A 14,713-nucleotide genomic window follows, 5' to 3' on the forward strand; every position below is an offset into this window, starting at 1 on the left:
GACTAACCATGCTGGACATGTCGCTTCTGGGTGGCGCGCTGTTGGGACGGCTTTCATTTCGCCCCGGCCCACGGCCCCATCAAAACCCCTTGCCTGCGGGCCGGTACAACCTGGGCATTGCCGAAGAGCGCGACGCCGTACTGATCGTGCCCGACGGCCTGAGGCCCGATGCGCCTGCGCCTCTGCTGGTGATGTTCCACGGCGCAGGCGGCAGCGCCGACAAGGTGCTGCCCTTCCTCATCGAGCATGTACAGCAGCGGGGGTTCTTGCTGTTGCTGCCGCAGTCGCAGTTTCCGACCTGGGACATCGTCATAGGCGGCAACGGCCCTGACCTGGAACGGTTGGACAAGGCCCTGGCGGAAGTCGCTTCAAGGTTTGCGATAGACCCGACCCATCTGGCTTTCGCCGGGTTTTCCGACGGCGGAAGTTACGCACTCTCGTCAGGCGTCACCAATGGCGACATCGCCAGCCATGTGATTGTTTTCTCAGGCGGTTTCATGTCGGTTTTCACACAAGAAGGCACGCCCCGCATCTTCATCGCGCATGGTCTGCAAGACGCGCAATTGCCGATAGAGACCAGCGCACACCCCCACGCGGAAAAGCTCAAAGCTGCGGGTTATGACGTCACCACGGTGGACTTCAATGGCCCGCACCGGATTGAGCCTCCTGTGGTGGCGCTGGCGATGGAGTTTTTTTTGGGGCCGCTGACGCCCAAATGAAAAGCCGTCGGCATACCCTGTGCCGCGAATGTGCGCCAGGCCATGAAAAAGGCCGCTTGCTGAAATTCAGCAAGCGGCCTTGGTCGTTATGGCTGGGGTCAATTGAAAGATGCGTTGAAACCCCCGTAAACAGGCGCATTTGTTGTAACAGCGCCGCGAATCTACCCCTGTCTATACCCCCGTCATGAGTTCTGACTACCGAGGAGAGACTGATGTTCCTAAAACCAGAATCCCTTTCAGAGACGGCAATTAGCAAAGGCTGATTGCGTCGAGCTCACGTAAGCAGTGATCGACTAGTGATCAGTAATAGCGCGGCCATTTCTCTGGCTTAGCCTCTATGTAGCCAAGCATGTCGCGTAGCAATTCGCCTTCGCCCGTAGAACCCGGCAAGTACGTCTGAGAGTTGAATTGCTCAGATTCCAGCTGGATAAGATCAAGCAGAGCTTTAATCTCCTCATGATGGATGCTAGAGGTGTCCTCATCAAGCGGCCTTTCTGTAATACGTGCCATCACCTCCGGAAGTAGTCGCATCAGGGCTGCAAAGCCAGTGCCTCGGCCCAAAATCATTCCCTTTCTTCTATCTGCCAACGCTCCCGGCCAGCGAAGATGTACAGCGAGAAAATACTCCCACAGCACGTACGCGATCCGCGCATCGTCATTGGCCAAAAATAAGTTTCTGAAGATGAGTTTCTTCCTGTCTACTTTCACGGCCTTGGAAGGGCTTTTGCCTCTTTTAAGGAGGTCTTTGTCGCTATCAGGATCACGCGATATGAGTTTTAGCAAACGATCAACAAACGCTGACTGAGTTATCGACTCAGAAGCACTTTCACCCGATTTGCCCAAAATTTTTATAAAACCTTCAAGAGGGCTCTTGCTCTTGAAATTCATTATTTTCGCAATGTTGTGAGAAGTTTTCTGTGGGCTTCGAGCGACTGCAAAGTCATACAGGTCATAGGCCAAAGACTTTGTTACCTTCGTCTGCTTTAGATTGATGGTCGCGAACACCATCGCTTGATCCTCCAGCTCCATATCTACAAATATGGTGACATTTAGGAAGAAAGGCTCCCCTTCGTAATCTGCAAATCCAGCAATCCGGTGTTGCCCATCGATAATTTTCGCTACTTTCCCATCATCACTCGACACGGTAATCGTGGCCCTGCCTTCGCTTTCCGCTTCCACCGAGGCGTGCGTCCCGTCAATAGCCAGAATCACGCCGGTTGGGAAACAGGCATCAACAGTAGTTACGTACCGCTTTATCTCGGCTACTCGACCCTCTGACAAATCTCGTTGCGTACCTATGTATCGCTCAATGTCTCGTCCTTCTTTGCGCCTAATATCTGCGTAAGAAATTGCATACAGTTGACGGGCTTCGATCACGCCAATATAAAAACTGCCGATGGGTTGTTTGACCGACAAAGCATTTATTTTTACGGTGCTCATCTTTAACCTCCGCTCAGCAGTTTGTCCAATCCCGTCTCAAGAGCTTTCCGGTCTTTTCGGAGCTTTTCAGGAATGTTGAAACCCGCATTGCCCGCCTCAGCAATAGCAATACCAAAACAGAGAAGGGTAGAGACTGCAAACACTCCATAGCTGATTGTTGTTAGAGCGGTCTGGTCAATCCGAAGCCAACTCGGTTTTTCCCCGATATTGACAACCGAAATCGAGGCAAATACGACTGTCGCGAGCACCACAATGATGACAAGCACCACCTGAATTGATTTTCTGAAAGGAAAAATATCGTGCCTAACCGAATACAACCCACCGGTAACAAAGGACGCCGCATATAAAACGAACTCGCCATTTTTCAGCAGGTCGTACATCTCATATTTTCTGCCTACAAGGAAAAAGATTGCGGCCAAACCCCATAAAGGCAAAAGCCCTACGCCTACCTGAATAAACAGCCAAAGACAACCGTCCCCAACGGACGCACGGTTTAACCAAGCAGGACTTTGCATATCACTGAACTCCCAAATTCAATTTTTATCGAGGGGACAACACAATGATCTCACGCACAAAGTGTTTAGCTTTGGCCGCTGTAATCCATCGGCGAAGTTCGATGCTGATGATCTCCCAACCCCGGTACAACTCGCGAACTTCGGGCGTATCAGCATTTGACACAACTACCCGGCACCCCTTTGAGTGCAAATCTCGGGCTACGCGTGCAACTCTTGATTGCTCATCGCCGGAAAATCTGTCCGCCGTGTAGTGATTGAAAAACGAGGTGTCATTCAACGCCGGATACGGTGGATCAAGGTAAACAAAATCCCCTTTTTCTGCGTGTCCTGCTACTAATTCAAAGTCCGCATTGATTAAGACTGCATCAGCAAGTCGCTCAGACACATTGAGCAGGTTTTCTAATGATGGCAAAGCAAGAGTTTTTCGCTTTCCTTCAGGAACGTTGTAATGGCCCTGTCGATTCACGCGATAAATCCCATTAAACCCCGCCTTGTTCAAGTAAATAAATCTCGCCGCCTGCTCTATAGCGGTCCCGGTTGCTTCATTAAACTGATCTCTGACGGAATAGTAGTGGGCTGAGTCATGTTCATTGCCCAAGATTGCAAGCTTCTTGTGTACAGCCCTCGGATACGCTTTTACGCACCGATAAGCACCTATCAAGGCAGCGTTTTCGTCGCTCAGCACTGCGGCATGGGGTTTCAGGTTGAAAAATACAGAAGCCCCTCCAAGAAAAGGCTCGTAGTAAGTTCCAGCTCCAATTGCACCGAAGTGCTCTGAGATTTTTTCCGCAAGCTTGTACTTCCCTCCCGCCCATTTTAAAAATGGCCTCACTCCACTCATATTTGCCGCATTCTTTTTAATATTTCCCATGCACTGTGATGCAAGGGGAACCCCACCTATTCGGCGCGGAGTCTCTTTTTCAATCGAGCTTCTGCCTCAAGCAACACCGCCGAAGCAGCTATGCCTAATGCAGAGCCTAGTTTATTCATGACATTTAGGCTTGGTGAATTTTTACCAAGCTCAATGAGGGAGATGTAATTTCGGTCAACACCGGCCTCGAATCCCAGTTGCTCCTGCGACCAACCTTTTTTTTGCCGCAGTTGGCGAATCACCTGACCGAAAGCTTCTTCTAGTTCCAAAGCATCTTACCCAATAAATTGGGCAAGGATCGGGTCTACACGCCCTTTAGTCTTCCTAATATATGCGGCAGAATGAAGTCTTAACCAATGGAGTTCGTAATGGTCAAAGCACTTTTAGGTATGCGTAGAGCGAGTCGCGTTCTGCTGAGTTCGACTTGCTGGCTTGCATTGAACGCGCCCAGCGAAGCTGTCGCACAGGTTTTTCGTTGCTCGCTTGCCAACGGGACAGTGGTCTATCAGGAAGTCGCCTGCGGTGCGATTGCTGGCGCAAAAGAGGAAAAAACCGAGTGGACTGCCGAAAGAGAGCGGGCAGCGGCATTAGCAGCAAAGCGTGAGCTGGATCGAAAAGCCAGCATTGAAGCCTCAGAAAAGGAAGCGCGAGCAAAGGGAAGCAGGTCCTCATCAGACCGAATCGACTGCACAGATCTCTACGCCTATGCGAGAGCCCGGGGAAGCGGATGGATGGAGAGTACCGCCATTGTCCAAGAGGCAGAATCTAAGGGCACCTGCGTTCGCAGCAAATGAGGTTAGCCGCCAGCGTCCAATATCTCTTGAAGAATCTTGTCCCAATGGGATTTCTCTTTCTGAGCAAGGAAGTCTGGGGCGTCATTCTCAGGCAGTTTCATCGGATTTTTCGACACAATTAATCCGATTGCCTTAAGAGCAACCGACTGATTTGATGAGGCGACGAGACTCGACAAACGGTCAAATGCTGCAATTCTTGACGCACGAAATGTGTCCATGACATCTCTTTCCCCTTGAGCCAACGCTTTCTCTAATTCCTGTTGAAAGCTCGAAATTCTTCGCCATCTAGACAGGGTTCCGGGGTCTATTGAAAGCTTCATAGATACCTGCTTGCGCGAGAGTCCCTGTGCAATTAATTGCACCGCCAGTCTTTGCTTYGGACTTAGATCATTATTTTGATGTGGCATTCTGTGTCTTTCTGTGGAACGTCATTGCTCTAGCTTCGGATAGCCCTAACCTGCCGGAGTAAACCTTCAAGGCGACCGTACTCTTCGCTCCATCGCAGTTCTGCGTCAACGAGCTCCTTTCTTTGTTCCCGCATTGCTTCATCGCGTATGCAGTCGAAGTCCATCATTTCATCAATGCCTCGAAGCCTAGCCAGAATGGTGTTCGCCAGCTTTTCGCGGTCAGCTCTACTCCATCTTCTGCAGGCCTGAACAGTAGCCTCATACGCCTTCCAACTCTGCGGAGGCCACTTTGAGGTGCCCGGTAAAACGACGAGAGTTTCTCCCGTAATTACCTCGCTATCGCTTAGCCCTTTATCGCGGCGTGCGCGCAGTTCGCGGACCGCCACCCCCGTAAGCTCCGCCCAACGGGTTAGAGGTTTGGTATCCCCGTCGTGGGTCAGATAGATCGTATTTCGGCGATTGCCAGCTTGTTCCTTTTTTGTGGCCCACTGACAGTTGTCCGGTGCGTATCCCTTAGAGTTGTCTATGCGATCAATTGAGAGCTCTTGAGAAGTTCTCGGCCCAACATAAAACAGAAATTTGTAGAACGTAGAAAACTCCGGCGATACCTCAGCATAGTTTTCACGCTTACAACGTGAGTGCATGTTCTCGAACGAACTTCGACTCCACTCAAGAATCGCGCGCCCCCACAAACACTGCAGCTCTTTTGTAAGAGCGATTTTTTTCAAGTGTCCATTGAGATGCTTTTCTATTAGTTCCTTTCCATCTTCCAGAGCTTTCCTATTAGGAGGTTCAGAAGTTGGGAAGGAACTCTCTATTTTTGATTGCTGCCGAGGCGCAACGAGTTTGAGATGTAGTGATTTCTTAAGTGGCCCCTGCTGGACGGCCAGTCTTATGACGGTTGCCATGTGCAGTCCATCGCACTAGAACTATGACAAATAGGAAAGAATGGTTTCGGTGCGCCAGAAATTACGCCCACCATCTTGTCCATCAGGCTTCGGAAAGGTGCCCGCATTCAGGCGGGCATATAGGGTGCTGTGGGATATCGCACACAGAGCTAATACATTCGCAGTGCGAAGTCTTCCCGGTTGCGTAATATCAATTGAGGGAGGTTTAGGCGCGACGTGGCCGCGAGCGCGGTAGTCTTTTTTTGCTGGCAATACGATGCTGGACATAGATTTCCATGGGTCAATTGAAAACGCCGCTGGTAACACTAGAAAGCCAAACGGCTCGATCTAATGCAAACCAACGGCGCTAAGCCATTGCCTGATGAACTACAGGTCCTTTGCGTATTTTGGAGAGGTCAGATACAGACAGCCCAGCGGCGAATCGCTGTCGTATTTGCTTCCGGCTGCGATTCTATATCCGGACAAATACAAGCGCAACTTTACGCAGCTTTTAGCGAAATTATTTTGGCCCCGCGTTTTAGTCCATCCAAATAATCGGCCCATTGCTGCATCATTTGGCTTCGCTGTTTTACATACTGGGTCCGGTTATAGGCGCGACCGTTCGCATCCTTCACCGCGTGCGCGAGCTGCGCCTCAATCACCTGAAGATCGCATTCGAGCCGCTCAGCCAGCATCGTCCGCGCTGTAGCTCTGAATCCATGCCACGTCTGGATTTCGGAGGTGTATCCCAACGCGATCAGTGCGGTTCGAACAGAGTTCTCCGAAATGGGTTTCTCATGATTTCGTTCGCCCGGAAAAACTAACGCCCCATGTCCCGTCCAAACGTGAAGCTCACGCAATATCTCAACTGCTTGCTTGGGCAAGGGGACAAGGTGCGGATCCCCGTTTTCTTTTCCGTCCTTCTCGCGCTTCATACGAGCGGCGGGTATTGTCCACATCCCTTCATCTAAATTGATCTCGCTCCAAGCCGCTGCACGTAGCTCCCCGGGACGCTGAAAAAGCATAGGGGCCAGTTTCAACGCAGCACGAACGACCCGCCCGCCCTTGTAAGCATCGATTGAACGCAGCAATGGAGCCAATGCGTCTGGGTCCGTAATCGCAGCGAAGTGCTTGCCACGGTATGGCGTCAGCGCGCTCTTGAGGCCCACCGATATGTCCCGGTCAACCCGGCCGGTAGATACGCCATATCGCCAGATCTGACCCGCCAGCATCAAGCATCGGTCAGCCGTTTCGAATGCACTGCGCGCCTCCACTTTTCGAACCACAGCAAGCAGCTCAGGAGGCGTAACCGAACTCATCGAGCGATCACCCAACCACGGGAAGACTTCCCGCTCCAATCGACGCAAGGACGTCGCGGCGTGACCGTCGCTCCATTGGGGGATCTGCTTCGCCATCCATTCCAGCGCCACGGCCTTGAAGGTATCGCCTACAGCGCCGGAGCCGGTCAGCTTTTGCAGCTTGCGAGCCGCCATGGGATCCACGCCGGTAGCCTTCAACAGCTTTTCACGGTCCCTAGCGCTCCTAGCAGCCGCGAGGCTTGTCTCGGGGTAACTGCCAAGCGCCATCAGCTTCTCTTGGCTATTAAAGCGGTACTTCCACATCCATCGTTTCGATCCCGCCGGACTGACCTGCAGGTATAGCCCACCCGAATCGGCTACGCGCACGTATTTGCGGTCCTGTGGGCAGGTAGCGTTTTTGCACTTAATGTCATTCAGCATGAAATCGCCTCAGATGGGGGTACGAGAGCTTGGCTCCCCTGAAAACCAGAGGTCGTACCCCGACTCATACCCCCGTTGCAGTCGGGATCGGACTTTATGCCTTTGGATAACTTAAAACAAGTCGCCCAATGAAAAAAGCCACCCGGTGGATACCAACGGATGGCTTTAGATTAGCAAATGGTGGAGCTGGGGGGATTTGAACCCCCGTCCGCAAGCCTTGTTCGGGCAGATCTACATGTTTAGCGGTCTGATTTGAGTCTCGCCACCTGTGTCGCGCAGTCGCACGCTACACAGGACGCCAGCACCCTATTTTCTTGCCCCGGGTTAAGGTACCCAGCCCGGAGCCAGCCGATGAAATTATCTTTACAGCCGGGAGCGTTTAACTTGCGCTAAACACCCCTTGCCCAGCCCATCGGCCTGCTGTTGTAAAGCTCACTGGCAATTAAGCAGCGAGTGCGAAACGTTCGTCGTTTGCAGTTAGTTTGTTTGAATCTGTTTTACGAGCACACTCAGCTCGACATGCACCACACCGCGTCCGAACCCACGTCGAAACCAATGCAGCCCCAGGAGGCCTAGTTTACGCCATTCGCAGCAAATTCAAGAGGGCGCCGGGCGCGGCGATGGTGGCATCGGCTTTCCAGTCCCCGGTATCGGCGGTTTTGCCGAGGTAGCCGTAGGCCGCGGCCACCGTGGGCATGCCCGCAGCCCGTCCTGCGAGGATGTCGCGCTCGTCATCGCCGACATAAATGCAGCGCCCGGGGGCAAGCTCGAGCTGGCGTGCCGCTTCCAGCAAGGGAGCCGGATGGGGTTTGGCATGCGGCGTGGTGTCGCCACTGATGATGGTTTTCGCTGTATTGAACAAAGGCATGGCCTTGGTCAGCGGAATGGTGAAGCGGGCGGACTTGTTGGTCACCACGCCCCATTTGAGGCCCATCTGGTCGATGCGGGCGATCAGATCCACCACACCCTCAAATACGGAGGTGTTTTCGGTCATGCGCGATTCGTAGTTGCTGAAAAACTCCTCCCGGAGCTCACCAAAGCCGGCGTCTTCCGGCGTCAACCCAAAGGCCACGGCAATCATGCCGCGCGCACCCGCTCCGGCCAGGGGACGGTAAAGCGCAAGGGGCAGCGATTCCAGGCCACGGTCGGTGCGCATTTTGTCGGCCGCAGCGCCCAGATCAGGGGCACTGTCAATCAGGGTGCCGTCGAGGTCGAACAGCACGGCATCGGTGTCTTGGAACATGTAGCGGGAATATAGGTAAAAGCGAAACTCAGCTCTTTTGCGTGGCCAGCAGGTAATTCACGCTGGTGTCAGCACTGAGCCAATAGTGACGTGTCAGGGGGTTGTATTCCATGCCCCGGGTTTGCTCAAGCGAAAGACCGGAGGCGCGGCAGTACCCGGCCAGCTCACTGGGTTTGATCAGTTTGGCGTACTCGTGGGTGCCGCGTGGCAGCATATTCAGTACGTATTCCGCCCCAACGATGGCAAACAGAAAGGCCTTGGCATTGCGATTGATGGTCGAAAAAAACACATACCCGCCAGGCTTGACCAGCGCGGCACAGGCCTTGACGATGGAAGACGGGTCGGGCACGTGCTCCAGCATTTCCATGCAGGTGACGACATCAAAACGGCCAGGCTGCTCGGCGGCCAGCGCTTCGGCGCTAATTTCACGGTATTGGACACCTTCGGTCTGGGCCTCCAGTGCGTGAAGCTGGGCGACTTTCAGCGCTTTGGTCGCCAGATCAATGCCCAGGACATCGGCGCCGCGGCGTGCCATCGAGTCGGCCAAAATGCCGCCGCCGCAGCCGACGTCGAGCACACGCAGCCCTTTGAGCGGAACCAGGCTCTCAATCCAGCCCAAACGGAGCGGATTGATCTGGTGCAAGGGGCGAAATTCACTCTCGGTGTCCCACCAGCGGTGGGCCAGGTCCGAGAATTTCGCCAGTTCGGCAGGGTCGAAGTTATCGCTGATAGACATGACGCATTATCGTTGAGGCATAAAAAAACCGCGCCGTAGCGCGGTTTTTAAGCGATCCCAGAGGATTACTTGTTGGCGCGGGTGCCAACCACTTCGATTTCCACGCGGCGATTCTTCGCGCGGCCTTCGGCGGTCTTGTTGTCAGCAACTGGCTGTTTCTCGCCCTTGCCTTCAGTGTAGACGCGGTTTTTCTCGATGCCCTTGGACACGAGATATGCCTTGACGGCTTCCGAACGGCGAACCGACAGCTTCTGGTTGTAAGCATCGCTACCCACGGAGTCGGTGTGACCCACGGCAATGATGACTTCCAGGTTGATGTCCTTGATCTTGCCGACCAGGTCATCCAGCTTGGCTTTGCCTTCTGGCTTGATCACTGACTTGTTGAAGTCAAAGAAAGCGTCAGCAGCGTAGGTAACTTTCGTCGCGGCAGGAGGAGGCGGGGTAGGAGTAGGAGTAGGCGTCGCAGTTTGACCAACAACCGGAGGAGCAGCAGGAGCCATCGCAGGGGCAATTGCGCCGTCGCAACCAGGCGCTGCAGTAGCAGGCGTCCAGTTGGCGTCACGCCAGCACAGTTCGTTGGTACCGTTTTTCCAGACCAGTTCGTTGGAACCGTTTTTCCAGTTGTCGATAGTTTGTGCACCAGCGGCGGTAACAAGCGCTGCGGAAGCAAACAACATTGCCACTTTGTTGAGTTTCTTCATGGTTCTCCTCTAGAGAAAAGCCGCAGACTGGCTGCGATTAGTAATTTACACGCCGTGAGTGACCATCACTCAAAGCGTTACATCGATTGTGCCACACCTGTCTGAACCTTCAAGCACGCTATCGGCTTCGTCTGACACAGACTTAAGATTCTTCAGCATTTGTTGCTGTCCCGCCACAGGCCATCGCTTTAAACTCCGGCCTTAAAATCAGCGGTTTCCTTCAAGAATCTCGAAATCCCAACCAGGCCGCTCATGACCCAGTTCGCAAAAGAAACCCTGCCCATCAGTCTTGAAGAGGAAATGCGGCGAAGCTACCTCGATTACGCAATGAGCGTGATCGTTGGGCGGGCCCTGCCTGATGCAAGGGATGGCCTCAAGCCGGTACACCGGCGCGTGCTTTTTGCCATGCACGAGCTGAACAACGACTGGAACCGCCCTTACAAAAAGTCAGCGCGTATCGTCGGCGATGTGATCGGCAAGTACCATCCGCACGGCGACCAGTCAGTCTACGACACCATTGTGCGGATGGCCCAGGACTTTTCCTTGCGCCACCTGCTGGTTGACGGCCAGGGGAATTTCGGCTCTGTCGACGGCGACAACGCTGCGGCCATGCGGTACACCGAAATCCGCCTGTCAAAAATCGCCCACGAACTGCTGGCCGACCTTGACAAGGAAACCGTCGATTTCGGCCCCAACTACGACGGCAGCGAGCAGGAACCGTTGGTCATGCCTACGCGTTTGCCGAACCTGCTGGTCAACGGATCAGGTGGCATTGCGGTGGGCATGGCAACCAACATTCCACCTCACAACCTCAACGAAGTGGTCGATGCCTGCCTTCACATGCTGAAAAACCCGGGGGCCTCCATTGATGAGTTGATGGAGATCGTGCCCGCACCTGACTTTCCCACGGGCGGCATTATTTACGGCATCAACGGCGTCAAGGACGGCTACCGCACCGGCCGCGGCAAGGTGGTCATGCGTGCCAAGTGCCATTTCGAGGACATCGACAAGGGCCAGCGCCAGTCCATCATCGTCGACGAGCTCCCCTACCAGGTCAATAAAAAGACGCTTCAGGAGCGCATGGCCGAGCTGGTGCATGAGAAGAAAATCGAAGGCATCAGCCATATCCAGGACGAGAGCGACAAGTCGGGCATGCGCCTGGTGATTGAACTCAAGCGCGGCGAAGTGCCCGAAGTAGTGCTGAACAACCTGTACAAGCAGACCCAGCTGCAGGACACCTTCGGCATCAATATGGTGGCACTGGTCAACGGCCAGCCCAAGCTTTGCAACCTGAAGGACCTGATCCAGGTCTTCCTGTCGCACCGCCGTGAAGTCGTGACGCGCCGCACCGTGTTCACGCTGCGCAAGGCGCGCGAACGCGGACACGTGCTGGAAGGCCTGGCAGTGGCCCTGGCCAATATTGACGACTTCATCGCCATCATCCGCAACGCCCCCACGCCTCCCGTCGCCAAGGCAGAGCTGATGCTGCGCCCCTGGGACAGCAGCCTGGTGCGCGAAATGCTGACCCGCACGCGTGCCGATGGCGGCGTGGTCAACGCCGATGACTACCGCCCCGATGGCCTCGAGAAAATGTTTGGCATGGGCAACGACGGGCTGTACCGCCTCTCGGAAACGCAGGCACAGGAAATCCTGCAGATGCGCCTGCAACGCCTGACCGGCCTGGAGCAGGACAAGATCGTGGCTGAGTACAAGGAAGTCATGGCTGAGATCGATGACTTGCTCGACATCCTGGCAAAACCAGAACGGGTTTCCATCATCATTGGCGAGGAACTGTCGGCTATCAAGCTGGAATTCGGCCAGACAAAGCTCGGCGCCCGCCGCAGCCAGATCGAGCACAGCTCGTTTGATCTCAGTACCGAAGACCTGATCACCCCCACCGACATGGTGGTGACGCTTTCCCACACCGGATATATCAAGAGCCAGCCGCTGTCGGAATACCGGGCGCAAAAACGCGGCGGCCGCGGCAAGCTGGCCACCGCCACCAAGGAAGACGACTGGGTCGACCAGCTCTTCATCGCCAACACGCACGATTACATTCTGTGCTTTTCCAATCGCGGCCGGCTCTACTGGCTCAAGGTCTGGGAAGTACCCGCCGGTTCTCGCGGCTCGCGCGGGCGTCCCATCGTCAACATGTTCCCTTTGCAGGAAGGTGAAAAAATCACCGTCGTCCTTCCTCTCACGGGCGAAAAGCGCAGCTTTCCGGCTGATCAGTACGTCTTCATGGCCACCTCGATGGGCACCGTGAAGAAAACCGCTCTGGACGAATTTAACAATCCGCGCAAGGCCGGCATCATCGCGGTCGACCTTGACGCGGGAGACTACCTGATTGGTGCGTCGCTGACTGACGGCAAGCACGACGTGATGCTGTTCAGTGACGGCGGCAAGGCCGTGCGCTTCGACGAAAACGACGTGCGCCCCATGGGCCGCAATGCGCGTGGCGTGCGCGGCATGATGCTCGAAGACGGCCAGGGCGTGATCGCCATGCTGGTCGCCGAAGACGAGCAGCAAAGTGTGCTCACAGCCACCCAGAACGGATATGGCAAACGCACGTCCATCACCGAATACACGCGTCACGGCCGCGGCACCAAGGGCATGATCGCCATCCAGCAGAGCGAGCGCAACGGCAAGGTGGTCGCAGCCACGCTGGTTCACGTGGACGACGAGATCATGCTGATCACCGACAAGGGCGTGCTGGTCCGCACGCGCGTCAGCGAAATCCGCGAAATGGGAAGGGCTACACAGGGTGTTACGCTCATCGGCCTTGACGAAGGTTCACAATTAAGCGGCCTTCAGCGCATCGTTGAAAACGATGCCTCGCTGGACGAACCCGATACTGAAACCGGTACCGGCACAGACACCCCCAACATCGAAAGTACCTGATGAAAATTTTCCTTACCGCTATCACGGTCGCTGCCATGGCCTGCGGCGCCACGGCTGTTCACGCGCAGGCAGCAGATCCAAAAACAGAGCTGGCCAAAAAAGTGGTCGCGCTGCAGCAAGGGCCGGAGCTTGACCGGTTGGTGAACCAGCTTGCGGGCACCACGGCGCAGGAACTCATTGTTAAATGGGCTCCAAAAATGGACGCAAATGTTCCCAAAGCCAAGCAGCCAAAAGCGTCTGAAGAACTTAACGCCGAACTCAAGAAATATGCCGATGATGCGAGCCAGCTGATCAGCAAGCAGGTCAGCAAAGTCAGTGCCGAATCGCTGGTACCCGCGTATTCAGAACGGTTCACACAGGAAGAACTCCAGCAGCTTGCTGCTTTTTTTGAATCACCTGCCGTCAAGAAATACCAGGCTACGGCGCCCGAGCTGGGCAATGTCTTTGTACAAAAGCTGGTAGAAGCATCGCGTGCCGACGTCCTCGCACGTGCCAAGCAGTTCGACGACGTGGCGCTGAAGATCATTGGCACCGGCCCCGCGCCGGGAGCAGGCAAGCCGCCCGCCAAGAAATGACCCGTCCTTTCAATTTTTCCGCTGGCCCGGCGAACCTGCCCGAAGAGGTTTTGCGGCAGGCGGCGGGCGAAATGCTGGACTGGCACGGCAGCGGCATGAGCGTGATGGAGATGAGTCACCGTGGAAAGGAGTTCATTTCCATTTATGAAAACGCGGAGGCCGATTTCCGCGAGCTGATGGCCATTCCGGCCCACTTCAAGATCCTGTTCATGCAGGGCGGCGGACTTGCCGAAAATGCCATTGTTCCCCTCAATGTCTCGCAGGGTCGTTCGGCCGATTTCGTGGTAACAGGCAGCTGGAGTGAAAAATCGCAAAAAGAGGCACGCAAGTATTGCGATGTCCAGCTCGCTGCGAGCAATGCAGACAACGGGCACACACTGCTACCACCTCCGTCCGGCTGGAAGTTGCGGCCGGACGCAAGCTACGTCCACCTGTGCACCAATGAAACCATCCACGGTGTAGAGTTTCAAAGCCTTCCGGACCTTAAGGCCTTGGGAAGCGATGCACCACTGGTCATCGATTTTTCCTCTCATGTAGCATCGCGGCCGGTTGACTGGTCTCTCGTTGGCCTGGCATTTGGAGGTGCACAAAAAAACCTGGGGCCTGCAGGTGTCACGCTGGTGGTCATCCGGGAAGACCTGCTTGGCCGTGCGCTGGCGATTTGCCCCAGCGCTTTTGACTACAAGACCGTAGCGGACAACCAGTCCATGTACAACACGCCCCCCACGTACGCAATCTACATTGCAGGCCTTACCTTCGCGTGGCTCAAGCGCCAGCAAGAAGGCGGCGCTACCGGCATTGCCGCAATGGAGGCGCGCAACAAAACCAAGGCGCAGCTTCTGTATGACGCCATTGACGGCTCGCAGTTTTATCTCAACAAGGTCGACAAAAACTGCCGGTCCCGGATGAACGTTCCATTTTTCTTGCGGGACGAATCACGGAACGACGCATTTCTCTCAGGCGCCAAGGCACGGGGCTTGCTTCAGCTCAAGGGTCACAAGTCAGTGGGAGGGCTGCGCGCCAGCATTTACAACGCCATGCCACTGGCCGGTGTCCAGGCACTGGTGGAGTACATGCGAGAATTCGAACAAAAACACGCCTAGGATGAAATGTTTTTTCGCCCTCATTATGGTTCGCTTTTCCGGCAGATTTGCAGCGCCCGCCGCATGGCCGGGTGGTCTCTGA

The 14,713-nt window shown here is 54.9% G+C and carries 15 protein-coding genes and 1 other RNA gene; 5 read left to right on the plus strand and 11 right to left on the minus strand.

Annotated elements, in window-relative coordinates:
* Positions 1 to 8: 8 nt before the first annotated feature.
* Positions 9 to 719, plus strand: a complete 711-nt coding sequence (locus AC1DWQ_RS00785; RefSeq protein ID WP_477667936.1) for an alpha/beta hydrolase — start codon at positions 9 to 11, stop codon at positions 717 to 719.
* A gap of 300 nt (positions 720 to 1,019) precedes the next feature.
* Here the strand turns inward: AC1DWQ_RS00785 and AC1DWQ_RS00790 are convergent, their stop codons facing one another.
* From AC1DWQ_RS00790 to AC1DWQ_RS00805, 4 genes are read right to left on the minus strand one after another with little or no spacing between them, the layout of a single operon-like run.
* Complete coding sequence (locus AC1DWQ_RS00790; protein ID WP_477667937.1) at positions 1,020 to 2,159, minus strand: DGQHR domain-containing protein; 1,140 nt, start codon at positions 2,157 to 2,159, stop codon at positions 1,020 to 1,022.
* Positions 2,160 to 2,161: 2 nt separating this feature from the next.
* Positions 2,162 to 2,674, minus strand: a complete 513-nt coding sequence (locus tag AC1DWQ_RS00795) for a hypothetical protein (protein ID WP_477667938.1) — start codon at positions 2,672 to 2,674, stop codon at positions 2,162 to 2,164.
* A 25-nt stretch (positions 2,675 to 2,699) separates the two neighbouring features.
* Entirely contained in the window at positions 2,700 to 3,545 is an 846-nt protein-coding gene (locus tag AC1DWQ_RS00800; RefSeq protein ID WP_477667939.1) for a DNA adenine methylase, read from the minus strand.
* Positions 3,546 to 3,571: 26 nt separating this feature from the next.
* Positions 3,572 to 3,814: a helix-turn-helix domain-containing protein gene (locus tag AC1DWQ_RS00805; RefSeq protein ID WP_477667940.1), complete on the minus strand. Its 243-nt coding sequence runs from the start codon at positions 3,812 to 3,814 to the stop codon at positions 3,572 to 3,574.
* Between the two features lie 99 nt (positions 3,815 to 3,913).
* Here AC1DWQ_RS00805 and AC1DWQ_RS00810 point away from each other — a divergent pair, with 99 nt between their 5' ends.
* Complete coding sequence (locus AC1DWQ_RS00810; protein ID WP_477667941.1) at positions 3,914 to 4,339, plus strand: hypothetical protein; 426 nt, start codon at positions 3,914 to 3,916, stop codon at positions 4,337 to 4,339.
* Between the two features lie 2 nt (positions 4,340 to 4,341).
* Here AC1DWQ_RS00810 and AC1DWQ_RS00815 read toward each other — a convergent pair whose 3' ends face one another.
* The 7 genes from AC1DWQ_RS00815 to ompA all read right to left on the minus strand — a co-directional run bounded on the left by AC1DWQ_RS00815 (position 4,342) and on the right by ompA (position 10,052).
* Entirely contained in the window at positions 4,342 to 4,746 is a 405-nt protein-coding gene (locus AC1DWQ_RS00815) for a hypothetical protein (protein ID WP_477667942.1), read from the minus strand.
* Positions 4,747 to 4,775: 29 nt separating this feature from the next.
* Positions 4,776 to 5,654 (minus strand): hypothetical protein, encoded by an 879-nt coding sequence (locus tag AC1DWQ_RS00820; RefSeq protein WP_477667943.1) that lies wholly within the window; start codon positions 5,652 to 5,654, stop codon positions 4,776 to 4,778.
* A gap of 479 nt (positions 5,655 to 6,133) precedes the next feature.
* Positions 6,134 to 7,372 carry a tyrosine-type recombinase/integrase gene (locus AC1DWQ_RS00825; RefSeq protein ID WP_477667944.1) on the minus strand — a complete coding sequence of 413 codons (1,239 nt, stop codon included), beginning with the start codon at positions 7,370 to 7,372 and terminating at the stop codon, positions 6,134 to 6,136.
* A 178-nt stretch (positions 7,373 to 7,550) separates the two neighbouring features.
* Positions 7,551 to 7,937: a transfer-messenger RNA gene (gene ssrA, locus AC1DWQ_RS00830) on the minus strand.
* Between the two features lie 12 nt (positions 7,938 to 7,949).
* Positions 7,950 to 8,615 (minus strand): HAD-IA family hydrolase, encoded by a 666-nt coding sequence (locus AC1DWQ_RS00835; RefSeq protein WP_477667945.1) that lies wholly within the window; start codon positions 8,613 to 8,615, stop codon positions 7,950 to 7,952.
* A 28-nt stretch (positions 8,616 to 8,643) separates the two neighbouring features.
* A complete protein-coding gene (gene ubiG / locus AC1DWQ_RS00840) occupies positions 8,644 to 9,351 on the minus strand; it encodes a bifunctional 2-polyprenyl-6-hydroxyphenol methylase/3-demethylubiquinol 3-O-methyltransferase UbiG (RefSeq protein ID WP_477646284.1) in 708 nt (235 codons plus the stop codon).
* Between the two features lie 65 nt (positions 9,352 to 9,416).
* Entirely contained in the window at positions 9,417 to 10,052 is a 636-nt protein-coding gene (ompA, locus tag AC1DWQ_RS00845; RefSeq protein WP_477667946.1) for an outer membrane protein OmpA, read from the minus strand.
* 252 nt (positions 10,053 to 10,304) lie between these two features.
* On the opposite strand from ompA, the gene gyrA reads away from it, so the two are divergent.
* The 3 genes from gyrA to serC are packed head-to-tail and all read left to right on the plus strand — an operon-like array spanning position 10,305 to position 14,631.
* Complete coding sequence (gene gyrA / locus AC1DWQ_RS00850) at positions 10,305 to 12,953, plus strand: DNA gyrase subunit A (protein WP_477667947.1); 2,649 nt, start codon at positions 10,305 to 10,307, stop codon at positions 12,951 to 12,953.
* A complete protein-coding gene (locus AC1DWQ_RS00855) occupies positions 12,953 to 13,528 on the plus strand; it encodes a DUF2059 domain-containing protein (RefSeq protein WP_477667948.1) in 576 nt (191 codons plus the stop codon). The genes gyrA and AC1DWQ_RS00855 overlap by 1 nt, the downstream gene beginning before the upstream one ends.
* Positions 13,525 to 14,631 (plus strand): 3-phosphoserine/phosphohydroxythreonine transaminase, encoded by a 1,107-nt coding sequence (serC, locus tag AC1DWQ_RS00860; protein WP_477667949.1) that lies wholly within the window; start codon positions 13,525 to 13,527, stop codon positions 14,629 to 14,631. The genes AC1DWQ_RS00855 and serC overlap by 4 nt, the downstream gene beginning before the upstream one ends.
* The last annotated feature ends 82 nt before the right edge of the window (positions 14,632 to 14,713 follow it).

This window comes from Polaromonas sp. P2_G11, from assembly GCF_056403595.1.